Source organism: Cellulomonas gilvus ATCC 13127 (assembly GCF_000218545.1).
Classification (GTDB): Bacteria; Actinomycetota; Actinomycetes; order Actinomycetales; family Cellulomonadaceae; genus Cellulomonas; species Cellulomonas gilvus.
The window spans coordinates 3,368,848-3,391,683 of sequence record NC_015671.1 but is presented as its reverse complement, the minus strand read 5'-3'; the positions used below and the strand labels follow the sequence as shown (position 1 = coordinate 3,391,683).

General features: G+C 74.5%; 21 protein-coding genes and 1 tRNA gene. 9 read left to right on the top strand and 13 right to left on the bottom strand.

The genetic code is table 11. From position 1 onward, the window contains the following. Positions 1 to 130: 130 nt before the first annotated feature. Both CELGI_RS15500 and CELGI_RS15495 read right to left on the bottom strand, forming a co-directional pair. On the bottom strand, positions 131 to 1,390 hold the full coding sequence (locus tag CELGI_RS15500; protein ID WP_013885086.1) for a methyltransferase: 1,260 nt from the start codon (positions 1,388 to 1,390) through the stop codon (positions 131 to 133). Continuing rightward, positions 1,387 to 1,992, bottom strand: a complete 606-nt coding sequence (locus CELGI_RS15495; protein WP_013885085.1) for a TetR/AcrR family transcriptional regulator — start codon at positions 1,990 to 1,992, stop codon at positions 1,387 to 1,389. The genes CELGI_RS15500 and CELGI_RS15495 overlap by 4 nt, the downstream gene beginning before the upstream one ends. Before the next feature lie 127 nt (positions 1,993 to 2,119). Here CELGI_RS15495 and CELGI_RS15490 point away from each other — a divergent pair, with 127 nt between their 5' ends. The 7 genes from CELGI_RS15490 to CELGI_RS15460 all read left to right on the top strand — a co-directional run bounded on the left by CELGI_RS15490 (position 2,120) and on the right by CELGI_RS15460 (position 8,307). Beyond that, positions 2,120 to 3,370 (top strand): GAF domain-containing protein, encoded by a 1,251-nt coding sequence (locus CELGI_RS15490; protein WP_013885084.1) that lies wholly within the window; start codon positions 2,120 to 2,122, stop codon positions 3,368 to 3,370. Beyond that, a complete protein-coding gene (locus CELGI_RS15485) occupies positions 3,367 to 4,146 on the top strand; it encodes a deoxyribonuclease IV (protein WP_013885083.1) in 780 nt (259 codons plus the stop codon). Before CELGI_RS15490 ends, CELGI_RS15485 begins: the two co-directional genes overlap by 4 nt. A gap of 159 nt (positions 4,147 to 4,305) precedes the next feature. After that, complete coding sequence (gene adh / locus CELGI_RS15480; protein WP_013885082.1) at positions 4,306 to 5,829, top strand: aldehyde dehydrogenase; 1,524 nt, start codon at positions 4,306 to 4,308, stop codon at positions 5,827 to 5,829. A gap of 132 nt (positions 5,830 to 5,961) precedes the next feature. Further along, the gene (locus tag CELGI_RS15475) at positions 5,962 to 6,321 is read left to right on the top strand and encodes a DUF779 domain-containing protein (protein WP_013885081.1); all 360 of its coding nucleotides are present in this window, start codon (positions 5,962 to 5,964) and stop codon (positions 6,319 to 6,321) included. A 58-nt stretch (positions 6,322 to 6,379) separates the two neighbouring features. After that, entirely contained in the window at positions 6,380 to 6,910 is a 531-nt protein-coding gene (locus CELGI_RS15470; RefSeq protein ID WP_013885080.1) for a DinB family protein, read from the top strand. 2 nt (positions 6,911 to 6,912) lie between these two features. Then, positions 6,913 to 7,239: a hypothetical protein gene (locus tag CELGI_RS15465; RefSeq protein WP_013885079.1), complete on the top strand. Its 327-nt coding sequence runs from the start codon at positions 6,913 to 6,915 to the stop codon at positions 7,237 to 7,239. A 183-nt stretch (positions 7,240 to 7,422) separates the two neighbouring features. Then, positions 7,423 to 8,307 (top strand): hypothetical protein, encoded by an 885-nt coding sequence (locus tag CELGI_RS15460; RefSeq protein ID WP_013885078.1) that lies wholly within the window; start codon positions 7,423 to 7,425, stop codon positions 8,305 to 8,307. A 15-nt stretch (positions 8,308 to 8,322) separates the two neighbouring features. Here CELGI_RS15460 and CELGI_RS15455 read toward each other — a convergent pair whose 3' ends face one another. Further along, positions 8,323 to 9,243, bottom strand: a complete 921-nt coding sequence (locus CELGI_RS15455; RefSeq protein WP_013885077.1) for a transglutaminase family protein — start codon at positions 9,241 to 9,243, stop codon at positions 8,323 to 8,325. Further along, positions 9,240 to 11,753, bottom strand: a complete 2,514-nt coding sequence (locus CELGI_RS15450; protein ID WP_041574235.1) for a circularly permuted type 2 ATP-grasp protein — start codon at positions 11,751 to 11,753, stop codon at positions 9,240 to 9,242. Before CELGI_RS15450 ends, CELGI_RS15455 begins: the two co-directional genes overlap by 4 nt. A 285-nt stretch (positions 11,754 to 12,038) precedes the next feature. On the opposite strand from CELGI_RS15450, the gene CELGI_RS15445 reads away from it, so the two are divergent. Continuing rightward, entirely contained in the window at positions 12,039 to 13,658 is a 1,620-nt protein-coding gene (locus CELGI_RS15445; protein ID WP_013885075.1) for a methyl-accepting chemotaxis protein, read from the top strand. 58 nt (positions 13,659 to 13,716) lie between these two features. On the opposite strand, the gene CELGI_RS15440 is transcribed toward CELGI_RS15445, so the two are convergent. From CELGI_RS15440 to CELGI_RS15415, 6 genes are all read right to left on the bottom strand, one after another. After that, positions 13,717 to 13,962 (bottom strand): hypothetical protein, encoded by a 246-nt coding sequence (locus CELGI_RS15440; RefSeq protein ID WP_013885074.1) that lies wholly within the window; start codon positions 13,960 to 13,962, stop codon positions 13,717 to 13,719. Positions 13,963 to 14,114: 152 nt separating this feature from the next. Further along, positions 14,115 to 15,368, bottom strand: a complete 1,254-nt coding sequence (locus CELGI_RS15435) for an ATP-binding protein (RefSeq protein WP_013885073.1) — start codon at positions 15,366 to 15,368, stop codon at positions 14,115 to 14,117. A gap of 252 nt (positions 15,369 to 15,620) precedes the next feature. Continuing rightward, the gene (locus CELGI_RS15430) at positions 15,621 to 16,079 is read right to left on the bottom strand and encodes a hypothetical protein (RefSeq protein WP_150104769.1); all 459 of its coding nucleotides are present in this window, start codon (positions 16,077 to 16,079) and stop codon (positions 15,621 to 15,623) included. A 47-nt stretch (positions 16,080 to 16,126) separates the two neighbouring features. After that, positions 16,127 to 16,197: transfer RNA gene (locus CELGI_RS15425), tRNA-Gly, on the bottom strand. A gap of 78 nt (positions 16,198 to 16,275) precedes the next feature. Next, positions 16,276 to 17,163 carry a hypothetical protein gene (locus tag CELGI_RS15420; protein ID WP_013885071.1) on the bottom strand — a complete coding sequence of 296 codons (888 nt, stop codon included), beginning with the start codon at positions 17,161 to 17,163 and terminating at the stop codon, positions 16,276 to 16,278. A 64-nt stretch (positions 17,164 to 17,227) separates the two neighbouring features. After that, entirely contained in the window at positions 17,228 to 18,925 is a 1,698-nt protein-coding gene (locus CELGI_RS15415; protein WP_013885070.1) for an AMP-binding protein, read from the bottom strand. A 409-nt stretch (positions 18,926 to 19,334) separates the two neighbouring features. Here CELGI_RS15415 and CELGI_RS15410 point away from each other — a divergent pair, with 409 nt between their 5' ends. Then, positions 19,335 to 19,949 carry a GNAT family N-acetyltransferase gene (locus CELGI_RS15410; RefSeq protein WP_013885068.1) on the top strand — a complete coding sequence of 205 codons (615 nt, stop codon included), beginning with the start codon at positions 19,335 to 19,337 and terminating at the stop codon, positions 19,947 to 19,949. 20 nt (positions 19,950 to 19,969) lie between these two features. On the opposite strand, the gene CELGI_RS15405 is transcribed toward CELGI_RS15410, so the two are convergent. The 3 genes from CELGI_RS15405 to CELGI_RS15395 form a co-directional block, all read right to left on the bottom strand. Continuing rightward, a complete protein-coding gene (locus tag CELGI_RS15405; RefSeq protein ID WP_150104768.1) occupies positions 19,970 to 20,812 on the bottom strand; it encodes a hypothetical protein in 843 nt (280 codons plus the stop codon). Positions 20,813 to 20,916: 104 nt separating this feature from the next. After that, positions 20,917 to 21,774: a LolA-like protein gene (locus CELGI_RS15400; RefSeq protein ID WP_013885066.1), complete on the bottom strand. Its 858-nt coding sequence runs from the start codon at positions 21,772 to 21,774 to the stop codon at positions 20,917 to 20,919. A gap of 93 nt (positions 21,775 to 21,867) precedes the next feature. Continuing rightward, on the bottom strand, positions 21,868 to 22,836 hold the full coding sequence (locus tag CELGI_RS15395) for an aldose 1-epimerase (RefSeq protein ID WP_013885065.1): 969 nt from the start codon (positions 22,834 to 22,836) through the stop codon (positions 21,868 to 21,870).

Genomic DNA, 22,836 nt, shown 5'->3' with positions numbered 1-22,836 from the left:
CCCCACCCCGCCACCCCCCTCATCCCGCCGAACTGGTACCTATCCGCCAGTTCGGCGCACGCCCCCGGCGCACCCATCCCGCGAACTGGTACCTATCCGCCAGCTCGGCGTGGGGCCGGGGGGAAAGGGGCTAGGGGCGGGTGAGGAGCCAGATGCGGGGGTGGTGGCCCTTGGCGAACACCCGGACCGGCGGGTGAGCGCGCCACAGCGCGTCGGCGTCCCGGACCGCCTGCTCCATGACCTTGACCTCGTGCGTGAGCACGACGAGCCGCGCACCGGGCGCTGCGGCGGCGTGGGCCGCGCGGAGCAGCCCCGCGTGCACGGCGCGGGCGTCGGCGTGCGAGCCGTGCAGCGTGCCCCAGGGCGGGTCGGCCAGGATCAGGTCGGCCGGTGCGGTGCCCGCGGGCCACGACGACGGGTCGAGCGCGTCGGCGCGGACCAGCGACGCGCGGCGGGTCAGGCCCGCGGCCTCGAGGTTGTCGCGCGCCGCGTCCAGCGCGTCGTCGGCCAGGTCCAACCCCACGGCCGCGGCGGCCGGGGCCGCGAGGAGGCGCTCGACCAGGAGCGTGCCCGAGCCGCACATGAGGTTGAGGACGCGCTCGTCGTCCCGCGGGCCCGCGAGCCGCACCATGGCGGCCGCGATGGTCGCGTTCGCGGCGCCGGGGAAGTCGGTGACGCGCCAGGTGCGCGCGGACAACGGCCGGGGTCCGACGCGCACGAGCACGTCCCAGCCCGGGTCCTGCTCGGCCGCGGCGGTGTCCCGACGAGCGCCCCGACGCACCTTCACGACGAGCTCGCCGTCCTGCTCGTCGTGCCGCAGGCCCGTCGCCGACGCGAGCTCGTCGCCCAGGCGGGCGAACACGGACGAGTCGGCGCCGGCGGCCTCGAACCGGAACGTCGAGGAGCCCGCGACGCGCAGCGACGCGTACGCGGCCGCGACGATCCGGGCCAGGTGGTCCCCGCTCAGGAGGGCCCGGGGGCGCGGGACGTCGAAGTGCAGCGCGACGAACGCGGCGACCGCCGTCCGCAGGCGGCGCACGTCGGCGAGCGCGCCGGGCAGGTCGACGACGAGCGCGTCGTCGCGACCGGGCACGGGACGGGGGCGGGCCCCCAGCACCTCGGCGGCCTCGTCGGCGAGCACCTCGCCCAGGCCGGGCAGGAACGTCAGCTCGACGCGCGTGCGTGCGGGGCGGGGCGGTCCGGCCGCCGGACGTCCCGCCGAGCGCTCGCCGCGCGGGCGGCCCGCGGGCTGCTCGTCGTCGCGGCGCGGGCGAGCCGCGCGCTCGGCGGGGCCGGGACGTGCGGGCCGTCGGGTGGTGCCGCCGCGTCCGGTGCCGCGGCCCGGGTCACCGGCGCTCGCGGGCCGACGACCGCGGCCCCGGCCGCTCACGCGGGGATCAGGACGGGAGCGCCGACCGCGCGCAGCACGAACGTCTCGGTCTGCTCGATCGCACGGTCCCGCTCGGGGCCCTCGTCGGGGACACCGCGCCCGGACAGGCACGCGTTGACCAGCGGGACCGTGGTGTCCAGGTCCTGCTCGGGGAACGCGCCCGACGCGATGCCGTCGGTGAGGATGTCCCGCAGGATCCGCTCGACGACGACGACGTGCTCGCGCACGCGGGCCTGCGTCTGACGCGACAGGACGGAGCGCAGCTCGGGTCCGGGGGCCAGGTGGTAGACGCGCTTGAGCTGGATCTGCTGGCTCACGTAGGTGCGCAGCCGCTCGACGGGGTCGTCGATGTCGTCGAGCGCGCGCTGCAGCGTCGCGGCGTACTGCTCGGTCTCGTGCGTGATGAACCCGACCAGGAGGGCTTCCTTGTCCGGGAAGTGGTTGTAGACGGCGGTGCGCCCGACGCCCGCGGCCTGCGCGATCTCGGCGAGCGTGATGGCGTCGAAGCCCTGCTCGGCCATGAGCGTCGACAGCGCGGCGAACAGCTTCTGTCGGGTCTGCTCGCGGTGCTCGTGGAGCGACCCGCCGATGATCTTGGGCATGCTGACAGTCTCGCACAGAACGTCAGATCACCCGGACCTGCCGGGATAGGACCTTGGTCCTTACACTCGAACGGTCGGCGCCGTGGCCGGTCCCCGCCGCGGCGTCCCCGGACGACGGGAGGTGCGCGTGACCACCACCGCCGACGTGCGCGCGGACCAGGACGCGTTCGTGAGCACGGGCCGCGTGCCCGGCCGGGTCCGTCGGCTGGTCGCGGACTCCTGGCAGCGCAGCCGCCGCAGCGGCGTGGACCCCGAGCGCCCCGCGCCGCGCGACGACCTGTCCGACAACGACCTGGCCGGCCTGCGGCGGCAGACGCCGTTGTCCGCCGCGATCCCCGTGGTGCGCCAGCTCCTGCTCTCGCAGGACCCGCAGTGGGTCGCGGCCCTCACCGACGCGAGCGGCCGCCTGCTGTGGGTGGACGGCAACCGCCGCGTGCGCCGCGCGATCGGGCGGGCCGGGTTCGTCGAGGGTGCGGTCTGGAGCGAGGACTGCGCGGGCACCAACGCACCGGGCACCGCGCTCGCGACCAACCGGGACGTGCAGGTCATCGGCTCCGAGCACTGGGCGCGGCCCGTGCAGCCGTGGAACTGCGCCGCCGCACCCGTGCACGACGCGGACGGGCGCATGCTCGGCGTGCTCGACATCACGGGCGGGCCGGTGGTCGCGACGAGCCTGGCGATGCAGCTGGTGCGCGCCACCGCGACCGCGGTCGAGGCGACCGTGGGCAACGCCGCGGGCCGCGCGGCCGGGCCGCCCGCACCCACGCTGCGCGTGCTCGGCAGCCAGGGCGGCACGCTCGTCGTGGACGGGTCGGCGCACCGGCTGTCCGGCCGGCACGCCGAGATCCTGCTGCTGCTCGCCGAGCACCCGGGCGGCCTGACGGCGGACGGGCTCGCCGTGCTGCTCAGCGAGGCGGAGCTGTCCGGCGTGACCGTGCGCGCCGAGGTCTCGCGGCTGCGCCGGATCGTCGGTCCGCTGCTGAGCGAGTCGCGCCCGTACCGGCTCACGCGCCCGGTCCGCACGGACGTGGACGCGGTGCGGGACGCGCTCGCGCTCGGGGACGTCGAGCAGGCGGTCGGCTCCTACACGGGGCCCGTGCTGCCGCGCTCGTCGTCGCCCGGCGTGCTGCGCGTGCGCACGGCGGTCACCGAGGAGGTGCGCGCCGCGGTGCTCGCCACGCGCGACCCGCGCGTGATCGTCCGGTGGGCGGCGTCCGACGAGGGCGCCGACGACTACGGCGCGTGGCAGGCGCTCGTCGCCGCGAGCCCACCCGGCTCCGCGAGCCACCTGCGTGCGGTCGCCCGGCTCGCGCGGCTCGAGGCCGACCTGGCCCCGCCGGACGGGCGTCACCGGTCTCGCCTACTGTCGCAGGCATGACCGACGACGAGAACCGGGTGCTGATCGGCGCGCACGTGCGGGACGACGACCCGGTGGGCACGGCCCCGCAGATCGACGCGCAGTGCGTGCAGATCTTCCTCGCGGACCCGCAGGGGTGGAAGAAGCCCGTCCCGCGCGAGGATGCGCAGGCGCTGCTGGACAGCGGGCTGGGCGTGTACGTGCACGCGCCGTACCTGGTCAACGTCGCCTCGACCAACAACCGCGTCCGCATCCCCAGCCGGACCATGGTCGCGCAGCACAGTGCCGCGGCGGCCGTGCTCGGGGCGCGCGGGCTCGTCGTGCACGGCGGCCACGTGGGCGACGGCGACGACGTCGCGGTCGGGGTCGAGAACTGGCGCAAGCTGTTCGAGCGCGCCACGTTCGGCGTGCGCGTGCTGGTGGAGAACACCGCGGGCGGGGAGAACGCGTGCGCGCGGTCGCTGGACCGGCTCGCGATGCTGTGGGACGCGATCGGCGGGTACGACGTGGGGCTGTGCCTCGACACGTGCCACGCGTGGGCCGCGGGCGAGGACCTGGAGACCGTGGTGGACCGCGTGCGCGCCATCACCGGCCGCATCGACCTGGTGCACGCCAACAGCTCCCGGGACGAGGCGGGCTCGGGCCGCGACCGGCACGCGAACTTCGCCACGGGCACCATCCCGCCCGAGCTCATCGCGCACGTGGTGCGTGAGGCGGGGTGCGACGCGCTGGTGGAGACGCCGGCCGAGCGCCAGGCGGAGGACATCGCGTTCCTGCGGGCGGCGCTCGCGGGCTGAGGCGGGTGGGCGGCCTCGTCGGACGTCGAGCGGCTGTCGAGCGGCTGCAACGGTGCTGCAACGTCCGCGTGCCTAGCGTCGCGGCAGAGCGCGGCAACGACGCCGCGCCACCGGGCGCCCAGCCCCCTGGCGCCCGTGCACCCGAAGGGAGCCAGACGTATGACCGTCTACTCAGCACCCGGCACCCCCGGCAGCCCGGCCACCTTCCGTGAGCGCTACGACCACTGGATCGGCGGCGAGCTGGTCGCACCCAAGAACGGCCGCTACTTCGAGAACCCGACGCCCGTCACGGGCCGCACGTTCACCGAGGTGGCCCGCGGCGACGCCGACGACATCGAGCTCGCGCTGGACGCCGCGCACGGCGCCGCCCGCGCGTGGGGCAGGACGTCCGCCACCGAGCGCGCCCTGGTCCTGAACAAGATCGCCGACCGCATGGAGCAGAACCTGGAGATGCTCGCGGTCGCCGAGACGTGGGAGAACGGCAAGCCGGTGCGGGAGACGCTCGCCGCCGACCTGCCGCTGGCGATCGACCACTTCCGCTACTTCGCGGGTGCGGTCCGGGCGCAGGAGGGGTCGATCTCGGAGATCGACGCGGACACCATCGCGTACCACTTCCACGAGCCGCTGGGCGTGGTCGGCCAGATCATCCCGTGGAACTTCCCGCTGCTCATGGCCACGTGGAAGCTCGCGCCCGCGCTCGCGGCGGGCAACTGCGTGGTGATGAAGCCCGCCGAGCAGACGCCCGCGTCGATCCTGGTGCTCATGGAGCTCATCGCGGACCTGCTCCCGCCGGGCGTGGTCAACGTCGTCAACGGGTTCGGCGTCGAGGCCGGCAAGCCGCTCGCGTCGTCGTCGCGGATCCGCAAGATCGCGTTCACGGGTGAGACCACCACGGGGCGGCTGATCATGCAGTACGCGTCGCAGAACATCATCCCCGTGACGCTCGAGCTGGGCGGCAAGAGCCCGAACATCTTCTTCGAGGACGTCGCGCGCGCCAAGGACGACTACTACGACAAGGCGCTCGAGGGCTTCGCGATGTTCGCCCTCAACCAGGGCGAGGTCTGCACGTGCCCGTCGCGCGCGCTCATCCAGGAGTCGATCTACGACGGGTTCCTGGCCGACGGCATCGCGCGCGTCGAGGCGATCAAGCAGGGCAACCCGCTGGACACCGAGACGATGATCGGTGCGCAGGCGTCCAACGACCAGCTCGAGAAGATCCTGTCCTACATCGACATCGGCAAGGCCGAGGGCGCCAAGGTGCTCACGGGCGGCGAGCGCGCGCACCTGGACGGCGACCTGTCCGGCGGGTACTACGTGCAGCCCACGATCTTCGAGGGCAAGAACTCGATGCGGATCTTCCAGGAGGAGATCTTCGGGCCCGTGGTCGCCGTGACGTCGTTCAGCGACTACTCCGACGCGATCCACACGGCGAACGACACGCTGTACGGCCTCGGCGCGGGGGTGTGGTCGCGTGAGCAGGCCGTCGCGTACCGGGCGGGCCGCGACATCGAGGCCGGGCGCGTGTGGACCAACTGCTACCACGCCTACCCGGCCGCCGCGGCGTTCGGCGGCTACAAGGGCTCGGGCGTCGGCCGCGAGAACCACAAGATGATGCTCGACCACTACCAGCAGACCAAGAACCTGCTGGTCAGCTACTCGGGGACCAAGCTCGGGTTCTTCTGAGCCGGCCGGCGCCCCGTCGTCCGGGGCCGTCCCGTGGACCGCGTGGCACGTGCGCGGTCCACGGGACGCGCGGCGGCGGGGCCACGGACCTGTGTCCGGCCGGACGCGGTGCACGACGAAGGAGATGGCGGCATGGTCGAACGTGTGGCGGTCACCCCGGCGGCGGCGGAGCTCCTGCGCTCGCTGCGGGCTCAGCACGGCGAGCTGATGTTCCACCAGTCCGGCGGGTGCTGCGACGGCTCGTCGCCCATGTGCTACCCCGCGGGCGAGTTCCTCACGGGTGACGTGGACGTGCACCTGGGGGACCTGGACCTGGGCGACGGCGGACTGGTCCCGGTGTGGATGACCCGCGCGCAGTACGAGTACTGGAAGCACACCCACCTGACCATCGACGTGGTGGCCGGCCGCGGTGCGGGGTTCTCGCTCGAGGCGCCTGAGGGGGTCCGGTTCCTCATCCGGTCCCGTGTCCTGTCCGACGACGAGTACGCCTAGCTGCTGGCGGCCGGAACCCTCTGACGCGCGCCCGGACGTCGTTGCTAGCGTGCTGCCCATGAGCGACGCGGACCCGATCGTGCCCGACGAGAAGGACTGGACCTGGGTGCTCCAGGAGCGCTGCGACGAGTGCGGGTTCACCGCGTCGGACGTGGAGCCCGCACAGATCGGCGCGACCGTGCGCGACCTCGCGCCGCGGTACGTCTCCGCGCTGCACCGCGCCGACGCGCGCGAGCGCCCCGCGCCCACCACGTGGTCGCCGCTCGAGTACGGCGCGCACGTGCGGGACGTGTTCCGCCTGTTCGGCGAGCGCCTGGACCTCATGCTCGAGCACGACGACCCGCTGTTCGCCAACTGGGACCAGGACGCCACCGCGCGTGAGGACCGGTACGACCTGCAGGACCCGACGGTCGTGGCCGACGAGCTCGTGGTCGCGGCCGATGCGACGGCCGACCGGTTCGACGCGGTCCCCGGCGACGCGTGGGACCGCACCGGCCGTCGCTCCAACGGGTCGGTGTTCACGGTCCGCACCCTGGGCCAGTACTTCCTGCACGACGTGGTCCACCACCTGCACGACGTCCGGGCCTGACGGTGCCGGACCCCGCCGCGCCGGGTCCCGCCGCGCCCGGTCCTGCCGCGCCGGCCGCAGCGCGTCGCTGGCCGTACGTGCTGGGCGGGGCGGGTGCGCTGGTGGTCGCGGTGGTGTTCGCGACCGTCGGTGACGGTGTCGACGTGCCCGAGGCCGACGGGCTGCGCGGTGCGGTGGTCGAGCATGCGCACACCGTGACGTGGGCGCTCCTGGCGGCCGCGCTGCTGAACGCGGCGCGGCGCCCGGGCTGGGACCGGCTCTCGCAGACGCTCGCCGTCGCGGGCGGCGCGAGCTACGCGTGCTTCCTCGCGGCGGTCTTCGTCCTCTGACCCTCGGACTTGTCCACAGGCTTACCCACACCGTGGATATCCCAGGCGTGCCCCCTGTGGACAACCGGTGCACAACCGCCGCCCCACCCCCCGGCCACCCCCCGCCGAGCTGGCGGACAAGTACCAGGTCGGCGGGGTGGGGGCGGCAATGTGGGGGTAACACGCCGGGCCTAGGGTCCCGTCATGGATGCCGCGCTTCCTGCCGAGCACGACGGTCGTCATGTCCTGGCACTGCCCGCCGGACTCCCGCCGGGGCGCGACGTCGAGGCCCTGGCCCGCGCCTGGTTCCCGGGTGCGGCGTGGGAGCAGGACCCCGTGGCGGCCGTCGCCGCGAGCAGCCGCCCCATGACGGGTGCGCGGTTCCGGGGCCTGGTGGTGCAGGACGAGGTGCCCGCGCAGCCGGGCCGGCTGCGCCTCACCGACGACGCCGCGCTCGCGGGTCCGCACCCCCTGGACGAGCAGACGGCCCGCGACGGCCTGCGGGTGCCCGGCCCGCTGGACCTGTTCGCGCTCGACGGCGAGGCGTCGTCACAGGTGCGCGCGTGGTTCGTCGCCGCGGCACGGCGGACGGGCGGGCTGGTCGTCCCCGCGCAGCGCGCGCAGGTCATGGCGCCCGAACCGGGCTCGGTGGTGGCACTCACGCTGTGGTCCGCGGTGCCGCTGACGCTCGCGGACGTGCTTCCCCTGGTCCGGCCCGCGATGGTCGGCGCGCGCGTCACCCCGTCACCCGGACCCGATGCGCCCGGGCCGCAGACGTACGCGGTCACCGCGGCGTTCGACTACGACGGCGACGTCACGCTGCGCACCAGCAGGTCCACCGAGGTCCCGGTGGTGCTCTCGACGCTGAGCTGGCGCGACTACGGCCCGTGGGCGTACCGGATCACGTGGACCGCACCCGACGAGCAGGAGGGCTCGGCGCTCGCGGACATCGCGCGCCAGCGCGTGGCTCCGACCGTGGCGCGCGTGGCCGCGGCGCTGCACGCGGCCGCCGGTGGGACGGTCGTGGACGCGGGCGGGTTCGTCGTCGGGCCGCAGGAGCTGGCCGAACGCGCGGTGCAGCACCGCTGAGCCGGGGCGCGCTCCTCAGGTGAACGCTGGCGATCCCGCGGGCACCAGGTCCACCTGCACCGTGAGCCGCGAACCCGAGCCCTCGGTGAAGATCACGCCCCGCAGCGGTGGCACGTCGTGGTAGTCGCGTCCCCAGCCGAGCACCACGTACCGGTCGTCGACCAGCTGGTCGTTGGTGGGGTCGGCGTCCACCCAGCCGGCGCCGGGCAGCCACACCGAGACCCAGGCGTGCGACGCGTCCGCACCCCGCAGCTTGGCCCGGCCGGGCGGCGGCTGCGTCTCGAGGTACCCGCTCACGTACCGCGCCGGCACGCCGTGCACGCGCAGCGCGGCGATCATCAGGTGCGCGAAGTCCTGGCAGACGCCCGCACCCTGCGCCAGCAGCTGGGCCTGCGTGGTGTGCACGGTCGTCGAGCCCGTGCGGTACGTGAGCTCGTGACGGATCCGGTGGCACAGCTCGACGACGACCTCACCCAGCGGACGCCCCGGCGTGAACGTGGGGGCGGCCCACGTGCGCACCGCGTCAACGAACGCGACGTGGGCCGACGGCAGCACCATCTCGCGCAGCGCGACGAGGATCTCGGGCGCGGCGGCGGCGGCCTGGTCGCCGGACGCCACCGAACGGGCCGTGTCGTCCCAGGCCACGTCGGGCAGCGCGGTCGGCTCGGGGCGCGGGCGGCTGACCTCGATGGTGGAGCGCGCGGTCACGACCAGGCGCGTGTGCGGCGTGGTCACGCCGTAGTACGTGGTGCGGTTGCCGTAGTAGTCGACGTGCGTGGCCGTGTCCGCGGGCGCCGGGTCCACCTCGACGTGCGCGTGCAGCACCGCCTGGCCGGGCACGTCGCGCGGCGTCGTCGTCGTGCGGCCGTAGGAGTCGGTGACCTCCTGCGGGTAGGTGTACGTGGTGCGGTGCACCAGGTCGTACGTGCGCGTCACGGCGCGTCCTCCTCGTCGCCGGCGTCCCACGGGTCGTCCAGCGCGCGGGCCTGCGCGGGGCGGGCGAAGTGCACGGCCTCGACCTCGTCCGCGACCGCGAGCAGCCGCCACTGCATGGACTCGAGCAGCTCGGCCAGGCGCGTGCGGCGGCCGTCGGCGTCGGGGACGGACACCGCGACCGGGTCGAGCTCGGCCACCAGGTCCACGACGTCGGTCAGCAGACGGTCGCGCTGCTCGGTGCTGCGCGAGCGCACGGGCACGCCCGCGAGCGCCTCCTGCAGGCGCGCGAGCTGGAACGCGAGCGACCGGGGGTTGGTGGGGTCGACGACGAGCAGGTCCAGGACCGCCGGCACGCCCGCGTCGTCGGCGTAGCGCCGGCGGAACGTGATCGACGAGTCGTGCGCGAGCACGATCGAGTCGACCACGTGCGCCTCGACCGGACGGGGCAGCAGGTCGACGAGCGTGCGCTGCAACGAGGCCACCACGTGCTGCGCGCGCTCGATGCGCCGCCCCGCGTCGAGCAGGCGCCAGCCCGCGTCACGCACCAGCCCCTCGGCGACGATGCCCGCGATCGCCAGCAGCCCTTCGAGCGTGCGGTCCAGCACCGGCCGCAGCCCGGCCGTGGCGGCCGCACCGGGCCGCGGTGCGGCGGCCCCCAGGTCGAGCGCGTCCGGCTCGGGCACGCGCAGGCGCGCGCGTTCGGCGCGCAGCGCGCGCTCGATGCGCGCGAGCGGGCCGAACGTGTCGGTCGAGAGCTGGTCACGCACGGCGGCGGCCGCGGTGCCGATGCCGCGCACCGCGCCCGCGACCGACTGCGCCCGAGACCGGTCCAGCGCGAGGTCCCGCAGCGAGGGCCCGGGTCCTGGCGCGCCCGGGTCGTGCAGCGCGGCGACGAGCACGGCCAGCGCGCGCCCGCCGGACGAGCGGGGCCGCCCGTGGAAGTCGTCCCAGCGGTCGACGACGACGCGCAGGTCACGCGCCTGGTCCTCGGCGCGTTCGGCGTACCGGCCCAGCCAGAACAGGTTCTCGGCGGTGCGGGGGGAGATGCCGACGGGGCCGCGTCGGGCGACCGCACCGGTGCCCGCGACGTCCGCGGGCTCGGGGGTCGGGTCGGCCTGTGCCGTGAGCACCCAGACGTCCTTGGCGACCGCCCCGGCCGCGGAGGAGACGACGGGTCCGTCCGCGACGCGCGCGAGCCCGCCCGCCATGACCGTGTACGTGCCGCGGTGCGCCACCGCGAACGTGCGCAGCACCCCCACACCGGTGCCCCGTTGCGTGCCGCGCGCGGTCACGTCCAGCACCGCACCACCGCCCACGCGCTCCTGCCCGGACCAGCGCCACGGCTGCGCGGCGATCTGCGCGGCCAGCGCGGCGCGCTCGTCGGCGTCCAGGGTCCAGCCCAGGACGGCCCGGTCCTCACGCGACGGGGGCAGCAGCACCAGCTCGGCGAGGTGCGCCAGGACGTGCGAGAGGCCCGCGGGCTCGCCGCACCACCACGTGGGCGCGGACGGCAGGAGCAGGTCCTGGTCGAGCACGGTGCGCGCCAGCCGCGGCAGGTACGCGAGCACCGCGGGGTTCTCGAGCACGCCCGAGCCGAGCGGGTTGACCACGGACAGCGTGCCGGCGCGCACCGCGCGGACCAGCCCGGGTGCACCGAGCCGGGAGCCGGTGCGCAGGTCGAGCGGGTCGCACCACGGCGCGTCCACGCGGCGCAGCAGCACGTCGACGGGTTCGGCGCCGCCGATCGCGCGCATCCACAGCCGTCCCTCGCGGACCACCAGGTCGGAGCCCTCGACCAGCGGGAGGCCGAGCATGGAGGCCAGGTACGCCTGGTCGAACGCCGTCTCGCTGCCGGGCCCGGGCGTCAGGAGCGCGACGCGGGGCTCGTCGGCGGACGGCGGTGCGACGTCGTACAGCGTGTGGCGCAGCGCGCGGAAGAACGGTCCGAGCCGCTGGATCGGCGTCTGACGGTAGAGCCCCGCCAGCACCTGCGCGACGACGCGGCGACCCTCCATGGCGTAGCCCGCTCCGGACGGCGCCTGGGTCCGGTCGACGAGCGCGAACCAGCCGCCGTCGTCGCCGCGGGCCAGGTCGGTCGCGGCCAGCACCAGCTCACGTCCGCCGCGCAGCCGCACGCCGTCCACGGCCCGCAGGAACCCGGGGTGCGCGACCACGGACGTGGGCGGCAGCAGGCTGTCGGTGAGCAGGCGCCGCGCGCCGTACAGGTCGGTGAGCAGCGCGTCCAGGAGCTCGGCGCGCTGCACCAGCCCGGCCTCCAGGCGCGCCCACTCGTCCTCGTCGACCACGACGGGCGCGGGGTCCAGACGCCACGGGCCGTGCTCGTCCTCGGCGCCGTACGTGACGCCGTGGTCGGCGAGCAGCGACTCGGCGTCGGCGCGGGCCCGGCGCAGCTCCTCGTCGGTGGGGGCGGTCGCGTCCGGCGGGAGCCAGTGCCAGGGGCCGTCCGCGCGCGCTCCCGCCCCGGGGCCGGAGGAGAGCACGTCGATCACACCGCGAGTGTGCAGCACGGGGCGTGCGTTCCGACGGCGTCTCGCATGGTGAGCCGTCACCGGGGTCGCGAGGCCATAATCTTGACTTGATAGGTCGGTTATAGCCAGACTGGCGACCTCGGGCTGCGCACCCGATGCGAGGGGGCCGACCGTCGGGGGACGTGGGCGGCCCCCTCGCCGCCACCGCTGTGGCGCCCGCCACACGCCGGTCCGCTCAGCCGCGGGACCCCGCGTCCGATCGGCGGGACGAGCGGGCTGTCGCCCGACCTCGACGAGACGGGAAGCATGATGCGCGGCTGGCGCGGGCAGTCGATCGGGCTGCGGATGTACGCGGTCTTCGGCCTGATGACGGCGCTGGTCGTCGTCGCGATCGGCCTGGGCGTGGTGACGGCGCAGACGCAGCGCGGCTACGCGGACCGGACCACGCAGGCGGACCGCATCCTGCGCCTGTCCGAGGAGGCGCGCTACCAGATCGCCGACGCGACGGGCTGGCAGGGCCTCGTGGTCGCGGACGTCGCGGCCGTCGGCCCGGAGGCCGGCCTCGCGGCCGACGCGTACAACCGCTCGTCGCTGCTGGCCATGAACGAGGACGTGCGCACGTGGCTCGCGACCGTCGACACCACGGGTGCGACGCCGCAGGAGCAGGCCGCGTTCGACGCGCTCGACGACGCCTGGGACCAGTTCTTCGCGGGCGACGACGATGTGGTGGCCCTCCTGGAGACCGGCGACCAGGACGACTACCGCGCGGCCCTCGAGCTCATCAACTCCGGCTCCGCGGGAGCCGCGTACGACGAGGTCATCACGCTCGCGGACGAGATCCAGGCCTCGGCCAGCGCACGTGTCGACGCGCTGCGAGCCGACCAGCGGGCCGCGCAGGAGCGCGGCACGCAGCTGCTGGTGGGTCTCGGCGTGCTGTGCGCGCTATTCGCCGCGTACGCCGCACGCAAGGTGACGCGTGACGTCGCGGGCCCCGCGACGCGCATCCGCGAGGTCGCGCTCGCGCTCGCGGCCGGCGACCTCACGCAGCGCACCGGCCTGACCGGCGGCGGCGAGATCTCGCTCGCCGGCTCCGCGCTGGACCAGGCGATCTCCGCGACCGCCGAGCTCGTGGGGAAGGTCGCCGGGACCGCCGAGCAGACCAGCAGCACCGCGGCGCACCTGCGCGGCACGGCCACGGAGGGTGCGCGCGCCGCGCACGAGACGTCCACGCAGGTCGGCGTCGTCGCCGCCGCGGCGGATGCGGTGTCCCGCAACGTGCAGGCCGTCGCGGCCGGTGCCGAGCAGATGGGTGCCTCGATCCGCGAGATCGCGCAGAACGCCACCGAGGCCGCCAAGGTCGCGGGTCAGGCCACCGCGGTCGCGGCGACCACCAACGAGACCGTCGCCAAGCTGGGCGTCTCCTCGCAGGAGATCGGCAACGTCGTCAAGGTCATCACGACGATCGCCGAGCAGACGAACCTGCTGGCGCTCAACGCGACCATCGAGGCCGCACGTGCCGGTGAGGCCGGCAAGGGCTTCGCGGTCGTGGCCGGTGAGGTCAAGGAGCTCGCGAACGAGACCGCCAAGGCCACCGAGGACATCGCGCGCCGCGTCGACGCGATCCAGCGCGACACGACCGGTGCCGTCGCGGCCATCGACGAGATCGCGCAGATCATCGCGTCGATCAACGACTACCAGATGACCATCGCGTCGGCGGTCGAGGAGCAGACCGCGACGACCAACGAGATGTCGCGCGGCGTCGCCGACGCGGCACTCGGCGCGGGCGAGATCGCCGCGAGCATCGGCGCGGTGGCCGACGCGGCGGCCGCGAGCTCGCATGCGCTGGCCGAGGTCGACGACCACATCGGCGGCGTGGTGGACCTCGCGGGCGAGATGGCCGGGACCATCACGGCCTTCCGCCTCTGAGCCCGGCGCCCGCGCGCGCACCTGCATGTTCGTGCTCCTCCCGTGCGGCTCGGCCGTCTCAGACGGTCGCGAGCACCTCGTACCGGCCCTCGACCTGGACGTCCTGGTCGGTCTCGTTCGTCACCGCGACCCAGTACTGGAGGCGCTCGCGCGACGTGCGTTGGACGCGCACCCGCCACCGGACCCCGCCCACGGGCGTCACGGGGGAGCGGGGCACCACGGTCCACACGGCGTGCCAGCATGCGGGCCAGTCGTACATGCGCGAGCCCCCGCGCGCGGACTCGTCGAATGCGGACTGGAACACCGCGGTGGTCGACGAGTCGGCCGGTGCATCTTGATCACGTAGCCCAGACCCAGGCTCGCGGCCTTCGGCACCGAGCGCGGGTCGGACTCGACGCGCGCCAGGTAGGCCTGCACGTCGATCGGCTGCTCCACGGGCTCAGGCCGCCGGCGCTCTCAGGGCCCGAGGGCGCCGATCGGGATGGTGACCACGCCGTCGGGGCGGGTCAGGCCGTACCCGCTCGCCGTGACGACGCCGAGGACCGCGGGTGCGCCCACCTTCGCGGTGTCGATCTTCTCGGCGAACTTGAGGAGCCTGCTCGCCGCCTGGTCGATCTGGCCTGCGCCCAGCTTGACCTCGAACGCGCCCCACGTACCGTCCCGTGCTTCGACGATGGCGTCGACCTCGAGCCCGTCGGAGTCCCGGTAGTGATGAACCGCACCGTCGGCCGCGTCGGCGTACACGCGCAGGTCACGCACCACGAGCGACTCGAAGAGCAGGCCGAGGGTGTTGAGGTCGCGCAGGAGCCTCTCGGGCGTCGCGTCGAGCGCTGCCGCGGCGAGCGACGGGTCGATCAGGTGGGTGCGGGGGCGGTCGCGCAGTCGCGCACGCGATCTGAGGTGCGTGGACCACGCAGGTTGCACCTCGAGGAGCATGAGCCGCGTGAGCGCGTCCTGGTACTCGTGGGCGGTCAGACGCGACACGGAGACGTCGTCGCCGTCGGCCTCGGCGGCCAGCCTGGTGACGACGTGCTCCATCGCCGTGTTGCGGGCGAGCGCCTGGATGAACCTCGTGACGCGGGCAGGATCGCGCCGTGGCCCCGCGATGCGCGGCAGGTCGATCTCGGCCACCGTGCGCAGGTAGTCGCGGTTCGCGGCGGCGGCCGCGTCCGCTCCCATCCGGAGGTTGAGAGGCCAACCGCCGCGGACGATGAGCTCGGCGATCCCCGGGACGGTCATCGCGCCTGCGCGTGCGTGGGGACGTTCGCCGGCGAGCAGCGCGCGCAGGGACATCGAGCCGTCGGAGTCGCCGGACTCGTACAGGCTCATCGGCCGCATCAGGAGCCGCGCGAACCTGCCCGCGCCGGAGTGCCGACGGGCGTCGTCGTCGGGGACTGCGGAGCCGGTGAGGATGAACTGGCCCGGGGCGCCGCGGAGGTCCACCTGGGCGCGGACGTGGTTCCAGACCCGTGTGCCGTCCAGCTGCCACTCGTCGACGAGCTGCGGTGGGTCACCGGCCAGGACGAGTGCTGGGTCGACCTGGAGCGCATGGAGGGACGCCTCGTCGCGGTCGAGATGCACGGCACTGCGCGCCACCTGCTGCGCCGTCCGCGTCTTGCCGCAGGCCTTCGGGCCCTCGATGAGGACGGCGCCCGCGGACGTGAGGCGGGCCGCGAGGAGGTCGTCGAGCACACGGGGCAGGTACTCCACGGGCACCCCTCTCGTCGCACCTGTCGTCTGACCTTACACTTTGCAGGTCTGAATCTAGACAGTTTGCAGAGCGGAACGTGAGCACGTGGCAACAGTCGAGTCGGTGGTGGAGGAACCGCGCTGCGTCGTGGGGGCGCTGGTCAGCCGCCCCCGCGCGTGACCAGCGGGATGAGCTCGGGGCTGCAGGCGACCGCGGCGGCGAGGGCTCAACGCGTCTACGCGCGCCGCGGCGGCTCCGCCGAGACCGGCAGCTCAGCGCGGCGCGTCGGGGCGCAGGCGGGGGTCGGGGCGCCACGGGGGGATCAGTGCACGCAGCCCGAGCGCGAGGAGGGTGACGGGCAGGACGACGACGAGAAGGCCCAGGACGAGCTCGCCGGCGCTCGTGCCGGAGCCGTCGATGACGCCCGTGCCCACGTCCCCGGCAGACCAGACCGCGAGCAGCCCCGCCAGCGAACGCGGCCAGCTCACCCTCCCGAGCCGCCACGCGGGCAGCGCGTGCCCGAGCAGCGCGATCACGGCGAGCCCTGCGACCAGCCGGAGCAGGCCGAGGGCGCTCTCGGCGTCCCAACCGTCAGCCAGGTTCGAGCCGAGCGGGCCCACGAGCAGGACGGCCCCCGCGCACACCAGTGCGGCCACGTGCTTGACGTACTCGACGCCCACGAGCGCAAAGGGAGCCGGTCCGGGTACCGGGAGGGCTTCGGCCTGACTCATCGTGCGCACCGCCCCCGGGAGGTCTGCGACCTGTGCGTCCATCTCGGAGCGGGTGACGGGAATCGAACCCGCGCCATCAGCTTGGGAAGCTGAAGTTCTACCATTGAACTACACCCGCGTCGCCGTCCCGTGACCCGCGACGGGCCGTGGTCGGCCCCGACAGCATACCGGCCGCGCGCGGGGACGCGAACCTCGATCAGTGCGTGTACTCGATCTCGGTGAACGTCTCGGGCGCCTCGATCTCGACGGGCTCACCGAAGTCGCCGTACGTGATGCCGCCGCCGGAGTCCGGGTCGCTGAGCCGCCGGACCAGGCCGTCGCCCGAGACCCAGAGCCGCATCGTCGACATCGGGTCGTACTCGCTGCTGGAGCTCAGGTTCTGCTCGTACGAGGCCCGGATGGAGCCGGAGGCCCTCCTCATGTCGATCACCACGTCGTACGGCGTCGCGGAGAACCCGCCGACCGACTCCGGGTCGCCCGCGGGGCCCACCGAGACGACCCCGGGCTGCGCGTCGGCCAGGACCGCGGCGAGGTCGGCGATCTCGACCAGCTGGGCGTACACACCCGAGAACGGGTCGGCGGGGAACCCGCGCGGGCCGTGGCCCCAGCCGCCCCCGGTGAGGGCGCCCATCGAGGCGTACATGTCGTCGCCGATGAGCCGGATCTCGACGTGGTCCGGTCCCTCGTGCATCTCCGCCACGACGTCGCTCCGCGTCCCGACGACGCGAGCGGCGCCGGTGAAGGGGGGCGTCTCGTCGCCGAGCTCGATCGTGAACGTGAACGTGCCCGCGGACGCCACCGCGGCAGCGAGATCGGGCAGCAGGTGCTGCGCGGTCGTCCGGAAGCCGGGCGGGGTCTCGTCGGACGTGGCCGACGGCTCGGCGGACGGCGAACCGGACGGCGATCCGGACGGCGAGGCGGAGTGCGTGCCGGCCGGCGAGGCGACCCGGCCCTGGGCGGAGGGTGCGGCACCCGGTGCCGGTGCGGCGGGGTCGTCGGCGAACGCCTGCGCGCCCAGCACCCCGGCGAGGGCGCCGGCCACGAGGCCGACGCCGACGATCACCAGGGGCGGGCGCACGCGCATGTCAGCACGCTCCCAGCGGGGGCTCGTCGAGCGCGTCGTCCGATCGGGCGAACGCGACCGCGGGTCAGGCCGCGGGGGAGGCCAGCACCTGGTCCCGCACCACGCGGCGCAGCACCTTGCCGACCTGCGAGCGGGGCAGGTCCGGCAGCACGACGAGGCGGCGCGGCACCGCGTACCGCGCGAGGCGCTGGCCGCACCACTCGCGCACCGCGGCCAGGTCGACGTCGTGCCCGTCGGCGACGACGACGGCCGCGACGACCGACTCGCCCATGTCGCCGCCCGGGACGCCGACCACCGCGACGTCCGCGATGCCGGGCATGGTGCGCAGGTGGTCCTCGACCTGCGAGGGGTACACCTTGAACCCGCCGGTGACGATCATCTCCTTGATGCGGTCGACCAGGAGGACGAACCCGTCCTCGTCGACGCGCACCACGTCACCCGTGCGCAGCCAGCCGTCGGCCAGGAGCTGGCCCGCGGTCTCCTCGGGCCGGTTCCAGTAGCCCGTGAACACCTGCGGCCCGCGGACCAGGAGCTCGCCCGCCTCGCCGGGTGCGACGTCGGCGGTCACGTCCTGCTGCGAGACCACGCGCGCCTGCGTGCCGGGGAACGGCAGGCCCAGCGCGCCGGGGCGACGCGAGGAGTCGAACGGGTTGCCGAGCGCCACGGGCGACGTCTCGGTCATGCCGTACCCCTCGACCACGAGTCCGCCCGTGGCCTGCTCCCAGCGCTGCGCGGTCGCGGGCGGCAGGGCCATCGCGCCGCTGATCGCGCGGGAGAACGAGCGCAGCGAGACGCCCGCGGCCGCGGCGGCGGTCACCAGGCGGTCCAGCATGGGCGGCACGGCGGGCAGGAACGTCCCGGGGCGGCGACGCTGCGCCGCAAGCACGAGCGCGGGGTCGAACGACGGGAGCACGACGAGCGTCGCGGCGATCCGCACGGAGTAGGACAGGCACAGCGTGAGCCCGAACGCGTGGAAGAACGGCAGCACGCCGTAGACGACCTCCTGGCCGCGCGCATGGCGGGTCCACAGGTGGCCCTGCTCGGCGTTCGCGACGAGGTTGTGGTGGGTCAGCACCGCGGCCTTGGGGGTGCCCGTGGTGCCGCCCGTGTACTGCAGCAGCGCGACGTCCTCGGGCGTAGGCGTGGGGTGGTCGGCGGGCAGCGGCGCAGCGGCGTGGACCAGGCGGTGCCACAGGGGCACGTCCGCGGGCACCGGTCCGCGCATGGCCGCAGCGGTGCGGCGCGCCTTGGCCACGGGCAGACGCAGGGCCCACCGCGAGTGCCGGGGCAGGTCGTGCACCAGGTCCACCGCGACGACCGTGCGCAGCGCGGTGCGCTCACGCGCGGCCAGGACGGCGGGCACGGCCTTGGTCCAGACGAGCGCGACGCTCGCGCCGGAGTCCGCGAGCTGGTGCGCGAGCTCGTCGGCCGAGTAGGTGGGGTTGTGCTCGACGACGACGCCGCCGATCCGCAGCACGGCGTAGAACGCGACCAGGTGCTGCGTGCAGTTGGGCAGCGCGATCGCGACGCGGTCGCCGCGCTGCACGCCCAGCGCGAGGAGCGCACCCGCGGCGCGGGCGACCTCGTCGGCCAGCTCGCGGTAGGTGGTGGTGGCTCCCAGGAAGTCGACCGCGATGCGCGCGCCGTGCTCGGAGGCGGCCCTGTCGAGGGCCGCCGTGAGCGGCTCGTGCGGGACGGTGTCGAACGCGACGGGTGAGGCGTGGACGACGGCGGGGGATCCGACGGCCGGAGACGTGCTCATGTGCAGACGTTAACCTACGCAACCGTAAGTTACTAGTGCGTAGGTTCGCCGACCCGACCTGACCGGACCCGCTCCGCTCAGCCCGCCGGCTCGCCCGCGTCCCAGCCGCTGTGGGTGGACATGGTCACTTCTCCACCCACGAGCTCCGCCGCCCGCGCGGCCGGGTGGGGAGGGCGGAGCGCCTCCGGCCGTGACCGGGGGCGCGCGGGCGGGGTGTGGTCGCCGCGGTCTGGCGTGTAGTGGGTGGAGATGGTCACGCCCACCGTGACTGTCTCCACCCACTAGCGCCTCCCGTCGCGCCGCCGGGTGGGGAGCGCGGGGTGGGTTCGCTGCGGTCGGGGGTTGTGCGGGTGGAGATGGTCACGCGTGACCGGGCGGCGGGCGGCCGGGGGTGTGGTGGGATCGGGGGATGGCGCCGACGATCCGGCCGTTCCACCCGGCCGACGTGCCCGGGCTCTACCGGCTGTGCCTGATCACGGGTGACGCGGGGGGCGACGCGACCGGCCTGTACCGGGACCCGGACCTGCTGGGCCACCTGTACGCGGGCCCGTACCCGGTCGCCGACCCCACGCTCACGTTCGTCGTCGCGGACGACGAGGGTGTGGGCGGCTACGTGGTCGCGACCGCGGACTCGCTCGGGTTCGCGCGCTGGCTCGACGAGCACTGGTGGCCGGTGCTGCGCGCGCAGCACCCGCGGCGGCCCGACCCCGGCGACGGCAGCCAGGACCACGTGCTGGTGGACCGCCTGCACGACTGGCCCACCGACCCCCTGCCGCAGTACGCCGACTTCCCCGCGCACCTGCACATCGACCTGGCCCCACGCCTGCAGGGCCAGGGCTGGGGCCGACGGCTGATCGGGACCCTCGCCCACGCGCTGCGCGCGCGGGGCGTGCCCGGCGTGCACCTGGGCGTCAGCGAGCGCAACACCGGTGCGATCGCGTTCTACACGCGGCTCGGGTTCGAGACGTTCGCGACGCACGAGTGGGGCCGCACCCTCACGCTCGGCCTGGGCTCGTCCGGGTAGCGCCGCGGTGGGCGCCGGTGTCAGACGCCCGCGGCGTCGACGAACGGGTCGACGTCGGAGAGCTGGTCCGCGGGCGGGGGAGTGATCTCGATCGACGGGTCCTGCCAGCCGGACCACGTGGTGGTGCTCCGGCGGCCCTCGAACGAGAGCGTGGAGCGGATCGGCAGCCCCGTCACGTCCAGCCAGCACGTGACGGTGACGGTCGGCGGCTCGCCCGCCGACCGCGTGGGGGCCGGTCCGTCCGGGTCCTCGGCGAGGTCGGCGAGCAGCGCGTCGGTCTCGAGACGCAACCGGTAGTGCGCGACGTCCTGCCGGCCGATGGTGTCCATGCCGACGTACTCCACGTCGAGCAGTGCGCCCTCGGCCCAGCCGAAGGGGTCCAGCAGCGCGGTCGGCGCGTCGGGCGCGGGGACCTCGGGGTGCTCCGCGGCTGCCCGGGCGAGGTCCAGCACGACGTACCGGTCGTCGTTCTCCCCCTCGATCCGCACGTACATGGTGCCGTCGACGACGATCTGGTCGTACGTGACGCCGTCGGGCGGCGTGTGGTGCACCGAGGTGGCCGCCGTGCCGTCGACGCTCACGACCTCGGCCTGCAGGACGTCGGTCCCCTCGGCGACCGACTTCGACTGCGCGACGCGGAACCGGACGTCGTCCGCCATGCGCGCACGGATCGAGTCGAGGAACGTGGCGGTCGTGAGCGCGGGCGATCCGTCCGGGAGCAGGGCGGGAGCGCCCGCGGTGGGTGCGGAACCGCGGCGCGACTCGCGCGGCACGTCGTCGTGCGGCGCGCACGCGACGAGGGCGCACGTCACGGCCACGCCCAGGGCCAGGTGCGCGCGGGCTCGTCGAGGTGTGCCGGTCACCCGACGATCGTCGCAGGTCGCGGGGCGGCTGGTGGGGGACTTCGCCGCCCGGACGCAGGAGGCGGGGCCGGCGCGCACGCCGACCCCGCCTCGCGACGCGTGCGTCAGCTGCCGCCGAGCGACGCGAACGGGTCCTCGGTGGTGATCTCGTCCGCGCTGGGAGCGGTCACCTTGATGCTGGAGTCGTTCCAGTCGGAGTACGTGGTCACGACGGTCGAGCCCATGACCTCGGTCTCCATCTTGGCGAGGCGGTTGTCGCCGTCAACCCAGATGTCGTAGTCGAACGTGGCGGGCAGGGACGGCGCGGTGCCTTCGCCACCGGTCAGGCCGGCCAGTTGCTCGGACATCGCGCTGCTGTCGACCACCAGGCGGTAGTGCGTGGTGGGGACGCCGTCGACGTCCTCCTCGCCCACCTTCTCCAGCGACTCGATCGAGTCCTTGAACGCCTCGATGCTCTTGGCCGGGTCGGCCGCGTCGTCGAGACCCTGCACCGACTCCGCGAACGGGTTGTCGGGGTCGGAGGCGTCGATCTTGAGGAACTTGCCGCCGGTCATCTCGCCGAGGTTCATGTAGTAGACGCCGTCGAGCAGGATCGTCTCGGTCTCGATGCCCATCGACGTCGACGTCATGCGCATGGCCGGGCTGCCGTCGAGCATCTCGACCTCGGCCTCGCTGGTCGAGGACACGTCGGCGTTGTCGCTCGTCATCTCCATGGTCATCCGGTAGGAGACGCCGTCGGCGACGGACGCGGCGAGCACGTCGGCGAAGTTCTCGGCGGTGAGCTCGTCACCCGAGGGCTCGGGCGCCTCCGAGGTCTCGTCGTCGGCCGGCTCGGTGGCGACGGCACCGCCCGAGGACGGCGCGTCGTCGGGCGTGGTGTCGTCCGAACCACCGCAGGCGGTGAGCGTGAGGGCCAGTGCCGCGGCGGCGCCGGCGCTGACGATCCGATGGATGGCGCGCATGAGAGTTCTCCCCTGGTCGTTGAGCGGTCAATCCTCACATGCCGGACACCGCCGCGCCGAACCCGGGGCGTGCGCCGTCCGGGTGATCCTGCGTCAGCCCGCTGCGTGCACCGCGATCGAGAACGTCCCCGCGACCTCCTGGCCGGGCTCGACCACGAGCACGCCCGTCCCGGGCACGCCCGCCTGGTGCAGCGCGACACCGTCGTTGACGTTGGTCGCGGGCTCGACCGCGAAGTACGTCCGGCCACGGGGGGCGTAGACCACCATGTGCTCGAAGACGGCGTCCTGCGTGAGCTCCACGGTCACGTCCGGCTCGTCGTACTGCAGCCGCACGGGGCGGCCGGGCTCGAAGCCGGTCAGCACGTCGTCGACCAGCCCGGTCCCGAGCCGCCGCGGCGTACGGAAGTCCGCACGCGCGGCGACGGGCACCGCGGCCGCGCTCGGCAGCGCGTGCTCGAGCGCGTAGCTGCGGTGCGCGGGGATCTCCAGCACGGGGCCGGGGCTGTCCTGCGGGACCGGCTGCCCGACGGGCACCAGCGCGCGCTGGAAGTACGGGTGGTGGCCGAACCCGACCGGGAAGGCCTCGTCGTCGACGTTCCGCACGCTCGTCGTGACCGTGAGGACCGGACCGTCCAGCGCGTACGTCACGCGCGTGGTGAACCGCCACGGGAAGTTCATCCCGACGAACTCGCCCGTGTCGAGCTCGAGCGAGATCGCGCTCTCGGAGCGCGCGGTCACGTCCCACGGCACGTACCGGACCGTGCCGTGGATCGCGGTGCCGTCCGCCGCGTTCTGCTGCAGGCGCCACGTGCGGCCGCCGAAGCGCAGCAGCCCACCCGCGACGCGGTTGGACCACGGGATCATGACGAAGCTCGCGCACTTCTCCGGCTCACCCAGCCCGGCAGCGGTGCGCGTGGGCCGCAGCAGGTCGCGCCACACCCCGTCGGGGGTGCGGATGCGGCCCGCGCCGATCGACGCCCCGGTGCCGGGGAGCACGTCGAGCTCCCACACGTCGGAGCGCAGCGTCGCCACGCGGGGGTCGGTGCGCTCCGACGTGCTCAC